General features: G+C 45.7%; 13 protein-coding genes and 4 pseudogenes. All 17 read right to left on the reverse strand.

Annotated features, from left to right (window positions below; genetic code table 11):
- Window positions 1–4: 4 nt before the first annotated feature.
- Window positions 5–808 (reverse strand): DUF3108 domain-containing protein, encoded by an 804-nt coding sequence (locus EV202_RS00650; RefSeq protein WP_234878222.1) that lies wholly within the window; start codon window positions 806–808, stop codon window positions 5–7.
- A 25-nt stretch (window positions 809–833) separates the two neighbouring features.
- The gene (locus tag EV202_RS00655; RefSeq protein ID WP_131924622.1) at window positions 834–2,801 is read right to left on the reverse strand and encodes an Ig-like domain-containing domain; all 1,968 of its coding nucleotides are present in this window, start codon (window positions 2,799–2,801) and stop codon (window positions 834–836) included.
- Between the two features lie 117 nt (window positions 2,802–2,918).
- Window positions 2,919–3,917, reverse strand: a complete 999-nt coding sequence (locus EV202_RS00660) for a M48 family metallopeptidase (RefSeq protein WP_106069668.1) — start codon at window positions 3,915–3,917, stop codon at window positions 2,919–2,921.
- Window positions 3,918–3,962: 45 nt separating this feature from the next.
- Window positions 3,963–4,523 (reverse strand): LemA family protein, encoded by a 561-nt coding sequence (locus tag EV202_RS00665; protein WP_106070549.1) that lies wholly within the window; start codon window positions 4,521–4,523, stop codon window positions 3,963–3,965.
- 353 nt (window positions 4,524–4,876) lie between these two features.
- Window positions 4,877–5,329, reverse strand: coding sequence for a hypothetical protein (locus tag EV202_RS00670; RefSeq protein ID WP_131924624.1), 453 nt, complete (start codon window positions 5,327–5,329; stop codon window positions 4,877–4,879).
- 1 nt (window position 5,330) lies between these two features.
- Complete coding sequence (locus EV202_RS00675) at window positions 5,331–5,957, reverse strand: hypothetical protein (protein WP_234878217.1); 627 nt, start codon at window positions 5,955–5,957, stop codon at window positions 5,331–5,333.
- A 36-nt stretch (window positions 5,958–5,993) separates the two neighbouring features.
- Window positions 5,994–6,080: pseudogene (locus tag EV202_RS15485) on the reverse strand (RHS repeat-associated core domain-containing protein); the annotation flags it as partial.
- A 411-nt stretch (window positions 6,081–6,491) separates the two neighbouring features.
- Window positions 6,492–6,608 (reverse strand): SMI1/KNR4 family protein, encoded by a 117-nt coding sequence (locus EV202_RS15430; protein ID WP_394336136.1) that lies wholly within the window; start codon window positions 6,606–6,608, stop codon window positions 6,492–6,494.
- A gap of 21 nt (window positions 6,609–6,629) precedes the next feature.
- On the reverse strand, window positions 6,630–7,103 hold the full coding sequence (locus EV202_RS00680; protein WP_129588748.1) for a hypothetical protein: 474 nt from the start codon (window positions 7,101–7,103) through the stop codon (window positions 6,630–6,632).
- Between the two features lie 67 nt (window positions 7,104–7,170).
- Window positions 7,171–8,215: pseudogene (locus EV202_RS15435) on the reverse strand (RHS repeat domain-containing protein); the annotation flags it as partial.
- Between the two features lie 113 nt (window positions 8,216–8,328).
- Window positions 8,329–9,009 carry a hypothetical protein gene (locus EV202_RS00690; RefSeq protein ID WP_131924628.1) on the reverse strand — a complete coding sequence of 227 codons (681 nt, stop codon included), beginning with the start codon at window positions 9,007–9,009 and terminating at the stop codon, window positions 8,329–8,331.
- A gap of 1 nt (window position 9,010) precedes the next feature.
- A pseudogene (locus tag EV202_RS00695) lies at window positions 9,011–10,705 on the reverse strand (RHS repeat domain-containing protein); the annotation flags it as partial.
- A gap of 180 nt (window positions 10,706–10,885) precedes the next feature.
- Window positions 10,886–11,275: a hypothetical protein gene (locus tag EV202_RS00700; RefSeq protein WP_131924634.1), complete on the reverse strand. Its 390-nt coding sequence runs from the start codon at window positions 11,273–11,275 to the stop codon at window positions 10,886–10,888.
- Window positions 11,276–11,874: 599 nt separating this feature from the next.
- A pseudogene (locus tag EV202_RS15195) lies at window positions 11,875–12,405 on the reverse strand (RHS repeat-associated core domain-containing protein); the annotation flags it as partial.
- A 171-nt stretch (window positions 12,406–12,576) separates the two neighbouring features.
- Complete coding sequence (locus tag EV202_RS00710) at window positions 12,577–13,077, reverse strand: hypothetical protein (protein WP_131924640.1); 501 nt, start codon at window positions 13,075–13,077, stop codon at window positions 12,577–12,579.
- Window positions 13,078–13,088: 11 nt separating this feature from the next.
- Complete coding sequence (locus tag EV202_RS00715) at window positions 13,089–16,124, reverse strand: RHS repeat domain-containing protein (RefSeq protein ID WP_131924643.1); 3,036 nt, start codon at window positions 16,122–16,124, stop codon at window positions 13,089–13,091.
- A 17-nt stretch (window positions 16,125–16,141) separates the two neighbouring features.
- Window positions 16,142–19,684 (reverse strand): PKD domain-containing protein, encoded by a 3,543-nt coding sequence (locus tag EV202_RS00720; protein ID WP_131924646.1) that lies wholly within the window; start codon window positions 19,682–19,684, stop codon window positions 16,142–16,144.
- Window positions 19,685–19,720: the final 36 nt, after the last annotated feature.

Raw genomic sequence — 19,720 nt, forward strand, 5'->3', positions numbered from 1 at the left:
TTATTTACTCATGTCCCACCACCGACGTCATGGGCGAGCGGTTGCCCCGTACCCTCTTGAGGAATGCCTTGGCCGAGCCGAAGTTCAGATACATGTCGAGGCGGATGGGGAGATGGTTCTTATCATCGGACACAAAAAAGGTGATAACCTCCTTCTCCTTGCCCTTTTTGTACTCTACGAAGGAGAATACAAGGCAACGGTAGATGGTGTCGTTATTGGCTTCCACGTTTTCCTTGCCGCGATAGATCAGGGTCTGTTCTTCTACTTCGCGCCCCGTGGCCATAGGGAAACGTATCTTTTCGCCCACCTTGTAGTCCTTCGGGTCGTAGGAGCGTGCCTGTGCCAGAATGCTCAGCATGTCGAATATGCAACGGCTGTCGCTGTACTCCATCTCCTGAGTCTCGCGTGCGGGATTGCGCCAGATGCGGCGTTGCTTCACCTTCGACAGGCCGCCCTCGTAAGAAAACCAAGCCTCGTCCACCGTGTGGCGGCTTCCCTCTTCGGCTGCCTTGCGGAAGTAGAGCGGCTCCAAGCGGTCGCTGACGTAGCAGGTCAGCGTGTCGCGCATCTTGAAGAAGAAATCGGTCTGCTTGCTTCCCACGGAAAGCAGGTTGAAACGATATGCCGGTTTGGATTGGTAAGTGGTGGCGTTCGTGGTGAGGCTGGCCGTACCCACCTTCTTCCAGATGAATTTCCAGTTGAAGTATAGGTCGTACATCACGTGCTCGCCCGACTGGAAGGCCTCGTTCTTGGCCGTGCATTGGGCGCGTACCGATGAGAAAGCCGTCAGGCAGAGCAGCCCCGCCATCAGTAGCAGGTGCAGGGAACTCCGTTTAATAGCTGTAACCCCTGCCACTGTTGCCGCGAATGTTGTTGCTGCGGTTGTCGTTGGCACGATTGCCGCTCCTGTTTCTCTTCTTGTTCTTGTCTTCATCCGGTTTTTGCTTTTTTAGTTCTTCCGGTTTCTGCTTGTCCAGAGGCTTGGCTTCGACGTCCCATTCCTGTGTCAGGTCGAAGTTGGCCTTCAGCTCCAGCAGCATCGGGTAATAATAGACCATTTCCGGCTGGCGTTTCTCGGCATAATTTCCCGTGTCCCACACGCCGTTTCCGTTGGCATCGTATATCAGTCTCGCCCCATACTTGTCGGGGTTGAGGAAGTAGAAGTCGGCCTTTCCGTCCGTCACCTGCACTGTGCGCACCACGTTGTCTTGCCCGTTGAGCAACTCAACGAAAGCCGGCGAACCGGCACCGTGCACGTTGAAGAAAATCTGTCCGTATTCTTCCAGCTTCTTGGCTTTGAACTCTTTTTTTATCTTGTCCGTGTGCAGGCCGTACAATCCTCCTATGGCGGCAGAATCCACCTCAAAGCTGTACGACTTGTCCGGCTCCCACTCCGCATAGAGGTTATACCGTTTCAGGTCGGCCGAATCGCGTGCCAAGTCGAACGGGATGTCCTTCCACAGCGAATCGACCTTCTCTTTCAAGTGGAAAGCGGCGGTATCTACCCTCGTCACCGGTTCGTTGAAAGAGAGCGTGATGTAATCGTATACGTCCATCGACGATGGCGCATATACGTCGGCCTGCAGGAATTCCGCAGATACCGGCTCAGCCTCTTCCTTGTCGTTCTTCTTCTTTCTCTTTTCGCGCTCTTTCCGCTCCTTTTCTTTGGCCTCCTGCTTCTGCTTCAGCTGCTTGGCGTAGGTCAGTTTGGCCAGCACGTTCAGCGTGTCGGTGCGCGGAACCAGCTGCTTCAGACTGTCCGTGTGGAGGTAGGTGATGCTCATCCTCAGCGAGTCTTGTCTGTATAGCAGCGAGTCCTTTATCCAATAGCAGAGGGTGTCGTTGCGCCCGGTGACGTTCTCCACAATGAACGCATCGCGCTCGTCGAAGTTCAGCCCTTTCAGCAGGGGCGGTTCGGCGGCAGGGGCAGTGAAGAAGAGGGAGAATTTTTCGGGCGTCAGCCGTTCGTACTTCAGGAAGCGTTGCGAGAAGTTGGGCTCTTTGAAGCTGCGCAGCAAGAGGTTGTCCGGCAGGTAGTGGGTATATTCCTTCTCCACGATTGTATCCACGGTCAGCGAGTCCACCCACGTGGTGTCTTGGCGCATGCGTCGTTCCATGGAGGGAATTACGAGCGAATCGTTGAAAGCGATGATTTCGGTAGGTTGCGAGTAGGCGAAGTTCTGGTCGGCATCCTGCAAGGCATAGATGCGGTAAGTGCCGGGAGCCACTCCGCGGATGGAGAAATGCCCGCGACTGTCCGTACGTCCCACACGCTCGAAGGGCAACTTGGTGAAAGCCGAGTCGGAGAGGTTGGAATGCAATCCCACGAGCAGGCCCTTCACCGGTTCGAGGTTGAAAGCATTCAGCAACGTTCCCGCTACGGCCATAGAGTCCAGACGGTCGCCGGTGGAGAAAGAGTAAGAGAAGTTTTCCAGCGGATTGCTCTCGTTGTTGTCCTGAATGGCATCGCCGAAGTCGAACGTGTAAGTGACATTGTCCTTCAGTGTGTCTTGCAGTGTGATGACCACCTTCTTGCCGTTAGACCTTATTTCCGGCTGCTGCACCTGCGGAGGAGAAATCACAATCTTCTCGTTCGGTTTGTCCAGCTTGATGAACTCGTCGAACTCAAGCACAATCTTGTTCTTTCGGGCATGGAGCGCACCCTGCGACGGGGTTCCGCCAACGAATCGGGGAGGCGTCTCGTCTATCGGCCCGCCCTCTATCCGGCCTACGCTTGCACAAGAGTAGAGCACTGCCAGCACGGCCATCGGCACGTAGAGCTTACGGAAGATTCTTTTCATCGGCATGAAATGTTTTTAATCTTTATCATGCCGCAAAAATAAAGTTTATCCTGCAATATTCCTCTATGGTTTAGCGTATTTTCACCTAAGAGGTCTCTTTTACAGCAAGAAAGGGCGTCAGAACTGCTCCAAGATTTCTATTCGTCTGGCGGTGTCGGGGTGTGTGGCGAAAAGCGAATTCAGGAAGCTCACGATGCCTTGCCCTACGGACTTCGGATGCACGATGAACAATTGCGCCACATCGTCTCTCTTCACGTTCTTCAAGCCGGGCTTCTCGGAAATCTTCCGCAAGGCCGATGCCAGAGCAAGCGGGTTTCCGCAAAGTTCCGCACCGCCGGCATCGGCCATATACTCACGCTTACGCGAAATGGCAAAACGCGTCAGCAAAGTGAAGAAGTAGGCTATGGCGATGCATATCAATGCGACAGCCATCACGACGATGATGGAAAGGCCGTTGTTCTTACCGTTGCGCCGGCTGCTTCCGCCTGAAAGGAGCGTGCGGTAAATCATTTGCGTAGTGAGGTTCATGACGGTGGAGACGATGCCCACGAAGATGATGCTTGTGATGAGCAGGCGGGTGTCTTTGTTGCGTATGTGGGTCAGCTCGTGCGCTATCACTCCGGCCAGCTCGTCATCGTCCAGCCTGTCGGCCAGCCCTGTGGTTACGGTCACCGTATAGCTCCGCTTGTCGATGCCGCTTGCAAAGGCGTTCAGCATCGGGTCGTTCACGACGTTTATTTGAGGCATGTCCATGCCGCAAGCCATGCAAAGATTCTCTACGATATTGTAAATGCGCGGGTTCTCGTTCCGGGTCAACGGCCGTGCGCCTGTGGCACGCTTCACCATCGAGGCATTGAAGAAGTAGGCAATGGCAAACCATATTGCCACACCCGCCACCACCCACGGTATGGAGGTCATGAAATAATAGTTGACCGTTGCCACATCCAACTGCCGCACCGGTTCGCCATACTCGTCCCGGTAATCTGTCCCGAAGTAATCGGCTAAGGCCAGAAACACCCACACCATCCCCAAAATGATGGACGGGAACAACAGCAACAACAAGACGCTCAGGCGGTTGTTGCGATCGATCTGGGTCTGCAATCCTACGTATTTCATGCGTAAATCACCACTGCTGATGGAATGAAGGAGAGAGAGGGGGGATTAGAACTTGATTTCGGGCGCTTTGTCAAGCACCACACGGTCTTGTACGGAAACTTCAAACATCGGCTGTTTTGAGAAACCGAACATTTTGGCGAAGATGTTGGAAGGGAAAGTCTCTACCGCCGTGTTCAGCTCCTTGGTGGCCGAATTGAAAAAACGGCGCACGGCCGCCAGTTTGTTTTCCACATCCGAAATCTCGAATTGCAGTTGCAGGAAGTTCTGGTTTGCCTTCAGTTCCGGGTAGTTTTCCAATACTGCTTTCAGTCCGGCCAATGCGCCCGATAGGGCATTGTCTGCCTGTATCTTATCGTTGATGGACGTTGCTCCCATCGCGGCGGCGCGTGCTTCGGTCACTTTCTGAAGCACTTCCTTCTCGTGGTCGGCATACCCTTTGACCGATGCCACCAGCTGGGGGATGAGGTCGTAGCGCTGCTTAAGCTGCACGTCGATATTGGCGAAAGCGTTTTCACGATTGTTCTTCAATTTGACAAGATTGTTGTATATGCCTACAAGCCACATAACAAGCAGCACAACAACCACTGCTACAATAATAAAAGTCATCATAACATTGTTTTTTTTCAGGTTTATTTGTTTACAAACATAAAAAAAGATGTCTGAAAAATCAAAAGGAAGCCGTTTTTTAACACTATTTGGAAAGCCGGGAGCAAAAAAAGAAACAATCCGATTGCTATTCGTTTTCGGATGCCGTCCTCCGAAGGCGAGTAAACCGATGTTTGCACGCTTCTTGCGCTTGGGATGAAATAAAATTCCCTGCCCATGTCAGAGACATAAGCAGGGAATCTGTTCGGTTTCCAAATCAAGAGCATTTGAGAATCGGCTTATCGAATGAAAGCACTTCCAAATCGTAGGATGCGATTATAAATGAAGTCTGTTTATTGGGAAAACAGTGTCCATTATCCTCCTAATTCAAAACACCCGGGATGATTAACAAAATCAAATACACTGAAATTCTCATAAGGTCTCACGGTAACAATTATCATGGCCGGGATGTCTTTTACCTTGTAATGAAACACCGTGTCGATTATCCTCTTGCTGCCGAACAGCACAGAGTCCAAAGAGATGATTCTGATCCGCATCTTTACACTGTCCGTCTGAGGAACAAAGTTCGCAACGTCTGTTCCAAAGTTAGTAATCCATACGGAATCGTAAGGGGTACGATACAATCCGCTGAAATACAAGCTGTCGTTTATCCAGAACTTAATATAGTCCTTACTGTCGCGCTCATCGAGATTGGCGTGTTCAGCATAGTTCTCTACGGTTACAAGACAAGACTTTTGCGTATTTTTCTTGCCGCAACTGCCTATTAAAACGCAGAGGCACATGATAATAAAAAATGTTTTCTTCATCTTATTTCCTCGTTTTACTGTGTGGAATACGTCTATTTAACTTGCCATGAATATAGTTTTGCTGGATGATTTCTATTTGTTTCCGTTCCAGCTTGTTAGCAGTCAGAGGGTCTATCTGATTTTTTTGGAGGGATGATTTCTGTAACATTAAATTGTCGTCACTTTCTTTTTCATCTTTGTGGAATAATCCTCCCGTATGTCCCAGTTCATGCCCTATCGTCCGATTATCGCTTCCTTTCAACATATCGGAAACGGCCACTGTGCCAACTTTGATATCCAAGCCATGCAGAAATGTATAAGCACGTCCCATAGTCTTAGGACTACTACTGCCAATTTCATTCTGATTCACCACTTGAATCAAATGTTCCCTTTCCTTTAACTTGTCTGCCGAATCAATGACTCTCAAATTAAAATTCATCTTCACATCAAAATCTTTACCTGAGAAATTATAAGCGTCAGCAACTTGCTTGGTGATTGCGTCGGACAAAGCTTTCATATCAAGACTCTGATCGTTGGAGGTATTATAAAGAGCAGCGTTCACTGTCAAGAGATATTGCATTCTCCGGGTCTCTTCATCATAGTAAATCTGCACGCGCCAATCCTTTCCATCCGGGTCTATCCTTCTCACCGGCTCGTTCCCGCAATACGCATACGGGCTAATCCCGTAATACTTCTCCGCCAGCGGGTCCACCGTAGTGAACCGTCCCAGTGCGGCATCGTAATGCCGTGCGCCGTAGTCGTACAGGTTCAGGCCTTTGCTTGCGTCGAGCTCCTTGGCGTTGTACTTGTAGGGCTACACATTTCCTGTGCTTGGCAAATTTAGACAAATCTATGATAAACCGGTGATTTTTAGGTTTACATCTTTCGATATACCCCCTTTTCAATTACCAGAAAAAGAAAATGAGGGGTAAAAATGCCTTTTTTGAAGAAACGACCCCTGCCACAGATAGCTGTAGCAGGGGTAAATTCTTATTTTTTGGCATTATGACACAGCCTCAGATTATTTACTCTCACTATCCGATGTCCGTCGGGGAACGTCTATTCTTCCGAAGTAACTTCCCTATCGCTTCCGTCGTAGTTATAATCGCTCAATGTCCAACCGATTATACACTCGTTGATAAAATCTGCCAAGCACTCGTGCGCTATCTCGGGAGAATCCGATTCAGTATATATAATTCGAATACCAGAATACAATCTGATTAGAATCTCCATTCTTCGTTTTTACCTTCGTGTCAAAGCAGTAAAAATTTCCACTGCCATCGGGAGAGAAAGGTATCAACAGATTAGATTGTTAAATATTTTATCTTTCAGAAGTCGTAGCTTTTATTATATACAGGCAACCCGACTCACAATCTATTTTTACAGAAAAGCCGTGCTGTTGAAGTAGGTAAATCACATATCTTTGTTCCGGTGGCGTCAACATACTATCAGTACTGCATTGGGGTATAAACCATACACCGTCAAAGAAAGAAAACAGCAGACCGTCTATACCCTTGCTCTTATAAATGGAATCAATACGATATTGCGGAATAACACGGTACTTGCTCAACTGCATATACAAAAGACTATCTACAATTAAGGTATCCTTTTCAAACTGTTCGGCCAAGTCCTTACGATGTTGTATCGTGGTGTCTTCGTTTTCATACAAAGCAGACATTAGCTTCAGTTCATCTAATATAATCGTACAAATGGAGTCTTGCCATTCTACACTTCCTGACACCACTCGAGGCGAGGTTGTAACCATCATGCAAGAATCACAATCCTCTTTCTCCACTGAATAAGACTTTATACTCCGGAATATGAACATCGCTCCAACAATAGTCATTATCAGAATCAACAAATTACTCCAATAATTCTTCAGGTACTTTTTGACTTCCATATGTTATTCTTTTGGGTGCACCGACAACTCTTCTTATTCGATTTTCAGTGTTAATGGCACGCACCTCCATTAGTAAGATTCCATTTTTAGTACTTTCATAAGTAGCTATCTTCTTATCTACATCGAATGAGTGTTGAAGTTCATGAGCAAGGCCTATTCTGGGTAATCTCACTTCCTTGTTAATCTCATTTTTTCGTTGACTGTAAGGATTATAATAAATTTCACTGCCTTGTGAAATTTGTCTTCTCACTTTTTCTGCATCAATTCTTGTTGAGTTGTATGCTCCTTTTTTAGGCATCGTAATGTAATGAATATTTTTGCTTTCTTCTAATTGGGAAATAATTTTGGCCACTTCACTATCATCTTGCTTAAGCTGCCAAAGATCCGCTTTTACATCTTTCTGATATTTGGTGTCATATCCCAATAATTGTTTTACTTTATCAACCACTCCATTTTCATTAGGTTTGATAATAATACTGTCTCCATTTATATCAATATTATTCGCCGGATTGTTTGCCCCATATTGAAAGGGGGAAAGTGAATAATATTTTTCCGCAAATCTATCAACCGTAGTGAACCGTCCCAATGCGGCATCGTAATGCCGTGCGCCGTAGTCGTACCAGTTGAGGCCTTTGCTTGCGTCGAGCTCCTTGCCGTTGTACTTGTAAGGCTGGATGCTGTTTGTTCCGGCAAACGTGCCGCCGAAGGGGTAGTAGTGGTTTACCTCCTCTACCGTGCCCGAATGGTCGATGACTACCCGGTTGTTTCCCTGATGATCTTTCAAGTAGTAGTGATACTTGCCGTCGGCAAGGGTGATGTAGCCCTTTTCGGTGATCAGGAGCTTCTGGATGCCGTTTTCATAGATCACATTGCCGCAGTAGTCCGTTGTTACGGTGGCGCCGCCTGTCTTATGAACGGTGCGGAGCTTCGTGCCGTCCGCAGCATAGGTGTAAGAGATGGTGCTGCCGTCGCCGAAAGTTACCGTGCTTGGGCAAATTTAGAAAATTATGTAATAGAACGGAGAAATTGATTGTGTTTTTTCTTGAGTGGAACAGTTTCCGAACTCTACCGAAAAAGAAAAAAAGAGGATGTGCCTATTTTGACACACCCTCGTGATAAATTATTTTTCTTTCATAAAAACTTCCCCTTTCCAAGTAATGATGTCTTTCGATATTTTAATGTAATCGCCTTTAACATAATATTTTTCAAAAAAAGAATCATCTATTGCGGGAATTTCTATCGAAATATGATTAATGTTCTTTTTTATTTTATATTCCTGAAATGAATCAAATCCAATTATACCATAAAATAGACCATCAGAAGTATGAGGTAGCATATGTTCAGGCACAATATAAAATGTTATTGATTCAATATTATTAGGCAACATCAACTCACTACTACTCTTGGAGTAAATAAAATCAAATGTTTTGAAAGTATTGGTATATACTGATATTTTAAGATTCGACCTTTGATAAGGAATTAAAAAAGAAACTTTTATACTGTCATTTATAGTAGAATCTGAAAATTGAGCAACTTTTAATCCTTTTAATGCAAGGATGTTCGGCGAAGTTGAATTTAATTCAATAAAATCAACATCAATCCACTTGAAAGTACATTTAGCCAATGTATCATTACTCCAAACAGGAGAATGAATTTGAGGTATAATGTAATTTAATTCATTTCCTATAATTTCTATTTTTGTTCCAGATTTGCTAAAATAGGTTCCTGATATATCTTTTTTTTGTCCAAACGCGTAAAGGCTAAAACAAATATAAAGATATAACAAAACTCGTGTTTTCATATTACTTTCCTCCCCTTATCAGTTTTTTTTGCTGTTTAAAGAATTTATTTAAGTCAAAAGAATACTGATAAATAACCGGATAAACATGTTTTCCGTCATTTATTATACCACCTACAGAGTGTACATCTATACCTTGTAATCCTCTTCCACCTAAACTACCAGGGAAAGACCTATCATAGGAGTATTGCATTTTATAGGCTTCAATCTCCATTTTTGCTACACCTTTTATACCAACTCCTGCATTAAGCAATTCTCCATTAGTGGAAAACTTTAAGCCTCCTGCATCCAATGATTGTCGAACATGCGTGATTTCATGTATGGATAGAGCATCCGAAGAAGTTTCAATATAAACCTTTCCATCGCTACTCTGACGCACTTTATGTTCTCCACCGCTAATTGAGCTTAAAACATACACATTGTTTTGGTCTGCTCCTAATACATCAATATCTGCCTTACTTGCATTCAAGTTTGATATACGATTATTGGCTTCTAATATTTTACTTTCAAGTTTGCTGACTTGTTTTACGCTCAAACCTCCTTTGTCAAGTTTATCTTGATTTTTGGCTATGTCTTTGTTAAGAGAAGTAATTCTATTATCTATATTTCTTTTTAGCCGTTCCGCTTCTTGTGGGTCTTCCCAAATCATACCTGTTGGGTCAATATACCTTACCGGATTATTCCCCACATACTCATACAGACTCATCCCATAAAACTTCTCCGCCAGCGGGTCTACGGTAGTGAACCGTCCCAATGCTGCATCATAATGCCTTGCCCCGTAGTCGTACCAATTCAATCCTTTGCTTGTGTCGAGCTCCTTGGCGTTGTACTTGTAGGGCTGGATGCTGTTTGTTCCGGCAAACGTGCCGCCGAAGGGATAGTAATGGTTCACCTCCTCTGCCGTTCCCGAAGGGTCGATGACTACCCGGTTGTTCCCTTGGTGGTCTTTCAGGTAGTAGTGATACTTGCCGTCGGCAAGGGTGACGTAGCCCTCTTCGGTGAGTAGCAGCTTTTGAGTGCCGTTTTCATAGATCACACTGCCACAGTAATCCGTTGTTACGGTGGCGCCTCCTGTCTTATGAACGGTGCGCAGCTTCGTGCCGTCCGCAGCATAGGTGTAAGAGATGGCGCCGCCGCCACTGAAAGTAACCGTGCTTGGCAAATTTAGATAATTATATTGAATGGCAGTGATTTTTTTATTCAAATCTTTGGTTAAGTTGCCGTTAGCGTCGTAGGCGTACTCACCGGCCTGCTTCGCACCGTCCTTGAACTCGAAGCCTCCGTTATAGGCAGAAGCGGAGATGGCGTCGTCCACACGGTTCAAGCGGTTGCCGTCCAGACTGAAAGTCAGGTTGTCTGTCAATCCGTAGCTGCTTGCGCCCGTCTGCCCGAAGCGTTGCAGGCTTCTGATGTTCCCGTTCCTGTCGTAGCCCGTCACGTTTTCCGAGAAGCGGTTCGCATTGGCATTAAGGTTTGCCGTTTCGCCGTACATGGCATTCTGTATGCGGTTCAGACCGTCGTAAGTGAACTTATAGCCGCGGACGGTGCTCTCACTGCCCGACTTCCACGTCAGGCTGCTGATGTTGCTCGTGCGTGTAGGCTTCTTTATTGCGGTATGCGTATGCGTCACCGTTGCGGGATTGTCCGTAAAGGTATAGACCGTGTTTGTCACCTCATAGCCACCGAGCAGATTGTTCTGAGACATTCGTCTTTCCTTGAGGTAATGTCAGTGTGAAATTTTTGTGCCCTTCCCGCTACCGTTATGGAAGTAATATATAAGAGGTAAATAGCAAAAGGCAAGGAATATATCCCTGCCTTTACGCTTTAAGTTAGAATTTAATATACTATTCTATTTCAAATTTGGAGTATTACCTTAATTTTATTCTAATACTAATTTATCAGGGACCTTATATTTTTTTTTCAGTTTCTGAAAACTTTCATAATCCATAGCACCAAAAACTTTTTGTTCATGCTTGATAATCAGCCAATAGTAAATAGTATCACATCCTAATGGATATACATATTCTGTTTTATCATAAATTGCCTCGTTATATTTTTGGGGTCTTTGCTTGGCAACAATAAAATGTTCATCATAATTATACGAGATAATTGTTGGTGGTATATCTATTTTCCCTAAAATATGTTTATGCTCTGCATTATAAACAAAACCACTGCCTAAATTTTTATTCTCCGTATCACACATCAGCGGAAAGAGCAAAAAAAGGCATAGTATTAATAAGAAAAGAGCAAAAAATTTTATTTTATCCACGGCAATATTGGTTTTAATTTCTTACTACCATAAATGTTAATCTCGTAACCAGTTCCTTTTCCTGCTACGATACCTCCTATTACTGTCTCGGCATTTCTTCCCCAATTCAAAGGATTTTTCCAACTGTGCATTTCAAAATTATATTTATCCGCAAATGCTCTTACTGTGTGATTAGGATAACGTTTTAATGTGATTTGCCCATAAACTAAACCGTCATTTACCGAATTGCTAACTAATAGAAGATTAAAAGCTTTAACTTGTCCAACATATTTTTCTCCCAAAGAAACAATTCCTGATAAATCAATTTTGTCTAAATCCACAAATAAAGGCTCTCCATTTCCTTCTCTATACCACTTATTTGCTTCTTTAAAAGTCAAATGACCATCATAATCCGGTCTATCCTTCAAACTATTATAGCTTTTTATATAATTAGAGCGTGCTTCATCGTTAGTTAGGCCCTCATAACCTAAGCTATGCTTTAATGCTTCTTTATGAGACATCCCTTGCTTAAAGTTCGATTCACTCATAATGATAGGTCTGCCTTTCAGCCCTTCATCGTCTGTTCCTAACAATATTCCGTTTTCATCATAGATAGGACTTATATATTCGCCTGTAGGGTCAATAAACCTCACAGGATTATCGTTGCAATACCCATACAGACTCATCCCGTAATACTTCTCCGCCAGCCGGTCTACCGTAGTAAACCTCCCCAGTGAGGCATCGTAATGCCGTGCGCCGTAGTCGTACAGGTTCAGGCCTTTCCTTGCGTCAAGTTCCTTGCCGTTGTACTTGTAGGGTTGTACATTTCCCGTGCTTGCAAACACGCCGCCGAAGGGATAGTAGTGGTTTACCTCCTCTGCCGTTCCCGAAGGGGTGATGACTACCCGGTTATTTCCTTGATGGTCCTTCAGGTAGTAGTGATACTTGGCGTCCTTCAGGGTTACGTAGCCCTCTTGGGTGAGCAGGAGTTTCTGGATGCCGTTTTCATAGATCACATTGCTGCAGTAATCCGTTGTTACGGTGGCGCCGCCTGCCTTATGAACGGTGCGGAGCTTCGTTCCGTCCGCAGCATAGGTGTAGGCGATCGCACTTCCGTCGCTGAAAGTTACCGTGCTTGGCAAATGTAGGAAAATATGTGATAGGATGGATGAATTGGTTTTGAAATTAACTAAGCTATCCATAAATGACATTAAATAGCAAAAGGCAAGAAATTTAGTCTTGCCTTTTGCCTTAATCTTAAATATTAATACTGTTTATCAGATTGTTATGAAAGAACTTCCGATTTGGAGTATTACCACCATCTATTTAATATTTGGAAAAGTTGCAGAAGTGATCTTTTTAATAACAGTCTCTAAAAAATCAACATGCGGACTTATTATAGGAGCATAATCAACAGCTCCAGGTATTTCCAATTCAAATAAATAATCAATTTTGTTTTTCAATAAATCATACCTCCCTTTACCTGATAATTGTTTGATGTTTATATAGTGAGGTGGAATAATATTTGTCTGTATAATCTTTACAGTTTTTCTAATATCGAAAATCAATTGTAAAAAATCAGATGTTTTCATTAAATATTCCATTTCTATATTTCTTGCGAACACAGAGTTGGGGCTTACCTTTTTACCATATAAACAATAATCGTATTTCTGCCATTCTAATGAATTTTCATGATGTTCAATACTCCATACATATTTATAAGATGTATCTATGATATTTATTAAATCACTTGGAGTTGGAAAATCTAAAACAACTTGATAATGTCCTTTATAAATTTCTTTTATTACATTTGTTTCTACCATACATATATGGTTTAATAGTTATGATGTTGATCTAATTTTTTATTTTTCCCTGCATTATAATGAGCTGGTTGTCGACCTCCATCTAGATAATTAGCAGGTTTATCCTGTCTAATAGTAACTTTTTCTCCTTTAGAATTTGTATATTCATATTGTTTAATATTACGAGAATCTAATCCTGCTTTTTCGCCTTCTGGAGTGTTAGGTTTAACTGTTTTATCAGGTTGTTGTGAGCGAGGTATTCCATTAGCATCTTTAGCTTTTCGAAGAGCCTCATTGCTCGTTTTGCTATTAGTAGATACTCCACCATCAAAGATTTTAGTACTTTTTCTCGCATCTACTGCTTTATCCATTGTTTTTATGCCATCAGCCGCTTTATCCAAAGCCTTGGCTCCTGTTGCTCCCGCTTTCAAGACTTTACTTGTTCCTGCGGGAACATAAGGGATTAGCATAGCCCCAGCATCTAATCCTAAATCGGCCCAATTGGCTTTCGCCGCTTGGTGGTCGCCTTTTATGTGATTAACAATGACAGCACCAATATCATAAAGCACATTTCCAATATCCCAAATCGTTTCTATCGGAAATTTGCCTGTTGGGTCAATAAACCTCACAGGATTATTGTTGCAATACCCATACAGACTCATCCCGTAATACTTCTCCGCCAGCGGGTCTACCGTAGTGAACCGTCCCAATGCTGCATCATAATGCCTTGCGCCGTAGTCGTACCAGTTCAGGCCTTTTCTTGCGTCAAGCTCCTTGCCGTTGTACTTGTAAGGCTGCACATTTCCAGTTCCGGCAAATATGCCGCCGAAAGGATAGTAATGGTTCACCTCCTCTACCGTTCCTGATGGGTCGATGACTACCCGGTTGTTTCCCTGATGGTCTTTCAGGTAGTAGTGATACTTGCCATCGGCAAGGGTGATGTAACCCTCTTCGGTGAGCAACAGCTTTTGAGTGCCGTTTTCATAGATCACACTGCCGCAGTAGTCCGTTGTTACGGCCGCGCCACCCGTCTTATGAACGGTGCGGAGCTTCGTGCCGTCCGCCGCATAGGTGTAAGAGATGGCGCCGCCGTCACTGAAGGTAACTGTGCTTGGCAAATTTAGACAATTATATTGAATGGCAGTGATTTTTTTATTCAAATCTTTGGTTAAGTTGCCGTTAGCGTCGTAGGCGTACTCGCCTGCCTGCTTTGCACCGTCCTTGAATTCAAAGCCACCGTTGTAAGCGGAAGTAGTGACAGCATCGTCCACACGGTTCAATCGGTTGCCATCCAGACTGAAAGTCAGGTTGTCTATCAGTCCGTAACTGTTTGCACCCGTCTGCCCGAAGCGTTGCAGACCCCTGATATTCCCGTTCTTGTCATACCCCGTCACGTTTTCCGAGAAGCGGTTCGCGTTCGCATTGAGGGCTGCCGTTTCGCCGTACACGGCATTCAGCATGCGGTTCAGACCGTCGTAGGTGAACTTATAGCCGCGCACGGCGCTCTCATTGCCCGACTTCCACGTCAGGCTGCTGATGTTTCCGTTATAGCTTGGCGTTCCTGCGCCTGTGTTGTAGTACAGGTTCTGGTTGAACTTGGCACCCGTGATGCCCGTCAGCCAGCCGCGCACATTGTAAGCGTAGGTCAGCTTGTTGGCTGCTGCCCCGTGATGCTGCTTCGCCGACACTCTGCCGAAATCATCATAAAAGGCTTCATACAGTGTAACCGTAGCGTTGCCAAGACGGTGCTGCACTTTGCTTAAACGGTCGGCGTGGTCGTAGGTGTACGTATAGACTTCCGTGCGGGTAGGCTTCTTTATTGCGGTATGCGTATGCGTCACGGTGGCGGGATTTCCGGTAAAGGTATAGACCGTGTTCGTCACGTCATGTCCGCCGAGCAAGTTGCTCTGCACCCTTTGCGTCTCACGCCCTTTGAGGTCGTAATACTGTGCGACGTATATTTTCTCGTTGCTGCCGAGTACCGTAATCACGCTGCCCGTCAGTAACCCCTTTCCGTGTCCGGAAGCGTCTTTCGGAAACCTCCGGAACCCCGCGCTGCCCACGAAGCTGTAATCGTCGTAATAGTTTCTGAGGTGTACGACGGTGCCGGATGCGGAGTTTTGGTTCTTGCACTCTCCCTGTTCGGTCAGGCGGCTGAAGGCGTCGTACTTGTAATACGTCCAGCGACCGGCAGCACGTTGAACCCCGTCTTGCGAGAACGTCAAACGGTCGGCGTCGTCATAGACAGATACGACGTGTTCCACTCCCGGCATCTTTTTCCAGGTGCATCGGTTACGGTCGTCGTACCGGTATTGAAAGGCAAACTTTCCTAAGGCAGCCTCCTCCTGATACTTGGGTTGGAGTACAAAGCATAGGTTGCCGAGGTCGTTGTACACATAATAGGTGTCGTGTGACTCTTTGCCGTTCAGGCGTCGTTCCAGCAGCAGACGTCCCAACTTGTCGGTAAAGGCGTAGCCCGTATTCCCGTCCTCATCCGTGGTTTTCACCACGGAGAGTTGACCGGGGGCGTAGACTCCGGCAGCGGATAACGCATAAGACGAGTTCACGGAGTAGTGGATGCAGTTCAACGGGGCGGAGCTGCCGTTTACGAGATACTCCGTCTTTACCGGACGACCCGCATCGTGCCAAGCCGCGCCGGGGCCGTACTGCTGCACGACGCGTCCCAGCGGAGAGGCTTCGTAAACAGGCTCGTTGTAGGGGCGGCTGTCGGCATATCCGTTATGGCCGACGGCAATGGATTTCAAAGCAGCAGGTTCGACATAATTCGCCGTCACCGGGACAGGTAGCCAACTGTTGCTTTTACGGCCGAGGGCATCGTACTCTTGGAGGGTGGCAAGCATCGTTCCGGTTTGTACCCCGTTTTTTACCGCTTTTTGCACTGTTTGAAACGGGCGTCCTATGCCGTCATAATATGAAATGTCGTTCCAATGAGATGTACCCGCTTCGTTCAGCATGGTGCGGGTATTGATATAATTCTGCGTGGGCTCTTGCGCGCACAAGGCTGAGCATCCGCAAGCCAATAATAAGAAAAGAATAAGTTTTTTCATAATCCATCATTTTTAAGTTAGAAAGCTACTTCCAAAAAATTCGGTGAACCTACTTGACTGCCTTCGGCGGTGACTTTGACTATATAGAGTTCTACCATACTCTCCGCATAAATATTGAATAAGTCTAGTGAAACATTCGTCTTCCCTTGAGGTAATGTCAGTGTGAAATCTTTTTTGCCCCTTCCGCTGCCGCTATGGAAGTAATTACCTATACGACATTCAAAATGAGTGGTGGGAGACGCCGCTTTCACTCGATATTCCATCCTGAATTCTATCGTAGTAGGCTTCTGGCAATTGATGGTAGCTCGGGTCGATGCATCGCCGGTAGACGGAAACGAAGAATCGGATATGTTACTGAACTTTACCTGGAATTTGTTAATCGTAAAGCTACGGCTTTTCGTTATCTCTTCCTGCGTAATCAAATCCTTTACCGTGCACGTCAATGTATACGAACCCGCTTCTTTGAAAGTATAGGTCAATGTGTTGCCGGTAGAGGAGGCCACCCGTTTGCCGTTACTGTCTTTCAGTTCCCATTTGTAATCGTAAACATCACTGCCGCCCGATACATTCATTGAGAATGTTTGCGTTCCTTGGTCGTAAGAGGAAGCGCTGCTGCCGAACGAAGCCGACAAAGCAGAAGCCGTATGGGTGTGGTTATATATCAGTTCCTGTACTCTCTTGCCGTCAACATAGAGCTCTTGAAGTCTGCCCCATACATCGTAGTTATAGGTGTGCCGCAATCCGCGTAGGTTTTTCATCGCTGTCATCCCTACCAACGGATTGTATTCGTAAGTCGTTATCTGCGCCGAGGGGAAGGCTGCCGCCAACCGGTCGGCAAGGAGAGTGTCTTTTCCCATCGGCATCGGTTCATCGGCCAGTACGTCCAGTGTGGCAGCACCTGCATGATGGCGAACAGCGTCGAGCGAAGCGTTGACCATACGGATTACCGGATACTGGTAGCCATATCCCCACAGAAAAACTTCTGTCGGTTTACCCCGTTCAGTAAACGAAAGCAGATTGCGTCGCTTGTCATAGTCGTGAAAAGTGACAAGTGTATGGTAAGGTCCGTTGCCGTAAGCTTCTTCTACACTGCTAAGGGCATAAAATGTATTTTGGAACAAAGCATACTTGTTATGGCGGGTCTTGAGGAGTGCGTTCCCTGCATACTGCTTCTCGTAAATAACGGGAGCGACCATAAAGCGTCCTACCATTGCAGCACATGCCGTTTCTCCCATATTATCCGCAGGATAGCTGTATTCCGTACGATGCACCACTCCGTCACTGCCGATGGTTCGTACCTCCTTCAGTTGCTTGTTGTGGTCGTTATATACATAGTCCGTTTGCCGGGTGAGGCATTGAGAACCGGAATATTCTTCGACCACTTCGCGGGTCAGTTGATAGGGATAATAATAAAAAGCCTGTGAATTGCAGATGCCGTATTGGGAAACTATCAGCATTCGCACTTCGGCGGCATAGACAGCTTGCGCATCCATATTCCCCTTCACAGTGTAAGTGTAAGTGGTCTTGCGCTTCGGCAGTGTGTTTCCCTCGGCATATTCCGTCAAGCTTTGCAGCTTTCCGCGTTTGATGCGTTGGCTGGTATAGGCAAGCATGTATCGCAGCAAGTTCTTCTGATCGTTTGTCAATGCCGTTTGTTTATAGTAAGCATAGGTACCGCTGCCTAAAGTAGGCAAGTCGGGATGGTCGAGGTATGTGGAATAATCATATACCGTCTTTCCATTGCCGGTTCCGTGTGTCTCTGTCACGCGCGAATAAACGATTTCCGACTCGGAGAAAGAGTTGGCATGTACCACGTTGCTGGCCTCTGAAATGAACCATGCATTGATGCCGAGACCGATGTGTTCGAAATGCGCAAGGATGGCATACGTCTTTAAGTCGCTGAATACACCGCTGGAAATAGTTTTTTTCGTTTCCGGAGATTCGGTTTCATAAGTAAAGGTACGTACCTCTCCCGGCACATTCCTGATTTCCTTGATGCGTAGTCCGCCCACCATTCCCGATACTCTGTCGTTTACGATGTCATGAGAAGTAAACACTCGGTGCATGCGGGTTCCATATTGGTGGTTCTCAAACGTAAACTCCGTATATCCTCCTGTGGGATAAGTGATTCTTTTCAGCATGGCTTTAGAAGCACAATTAAAATCCGGTTGACGGTGAGAAAAGTCAACCTGATCAGGATTGTATACGTATTTTGAAGTTAGTAGTGAGCGATTATTGTCGTATCCGTTGTAATAACCGCGTAGATCGATTCCTCGTGTTTCAGGTCTGGGGAGGTTCTTCTGATCGGTATAGGTAAAAGAGTATTTCTCTTTCCCGCAAAGGATGTCTGTCAGGAACATCCGATACGATGTATTGTCATTGGCAACAAAGTAAGAATGATATAGTTTGATACCTTTCACTATGGTGCCGTTGTTGTTTGTTACGAGAATATTGTCGAGGCGCAAAGTTTTCTGATTCCAGAAATGTTTTCGGGTATCACAGAAGGGGTACTCTTTAGTCATATAATTGAATGTCACAGTACCTGCCGACGAACAGATCTCTGACAAATAAGCTACTTTGGTGAATGTGTAACGGCGTTTGAGAGTCATGCCGCTACCCGACCAAAAATTATCGGGGTAGTTCATGATTGTATTAGCGCCATCGGCATAATAGCAATTCTTCACAATATTGTCATCATCCACATATTGAGAGGTTTGTTTTTCATAGGTCTTATAGATGAATTCCACTTTTTCACCGTCCGGCGTTTCGATGGAGGTCAGATAGAAAGCATTGATGACTCCGTTGTAAGTATCTTCCATGAGGTCGTCAACTTCTCCTTCTACCAGACGCAGACGTAAAGAAATCTCCAGAGATTCCGGGCTGCCGCCGAAGGTATATTTGGTTCCATCATCCGTAGTGATGGAAATACTGCTGTCCACAGTGAATTGCCCCATGTGCTGAATGGCAAAGTTTGTCAGGTCAATCCGGTAGTTTCCGTCGCTTATTACTTTGGGTGTGCCGTCATGCGCTATGAAGAACTGCCCCCGGTGTTTGCCGAAGTTGAAAGAGAACATATCGGGTGTAGTCTCAAAATCGATGCCCTTAGCGGCCGAGGTAGTTATGTATTTCAGTGTACGTACCGAGTCTTCATTCAGTTTTCGGTTCAAATCCTTGATGGCATACCAATGTCCGTGCACTCCGTAGTTGGGGCGTTCGCCGAAGTTTGTCCATAGCTCGTCGGGAACGCTGTTCACGCTGCGCGTGATGACCCCGCCTGCCATCAGAACCCAGTCATGTCCCACCTTTCCCGAGTCTTTGTTGGGAATGAAGCCGGAGGCGTCGTATTGTAAGGTAATGGGGATTTCCAGATTATGCACGTTCAATTGATATAGCGGAATGCTGATATCGGGAGTTCCCGTATAATAAGATATCGGATAGGCTCCGAATCGGCCCAGAGAGGCTGCTTCGGGTGACATTACCGGTATGCTGACGTCGTAGGTCTGTCCCCAAATCGTTACGGACAGGAACAGAAGGCATAAGAGAGTGATTATTTTTTTCATGTTCGGTAAATTATAAAATGAGATGTTTTTGAAGAA

This window comes from Prevotella heparinolytica (assembly GCF_004342845.1).
GTDB lineage: Bacteria > Bacteroidota > Bacteroidia > Bacteroidales > Bacteroidaceae > Bacteroides > Bacteroides heparinolyticus.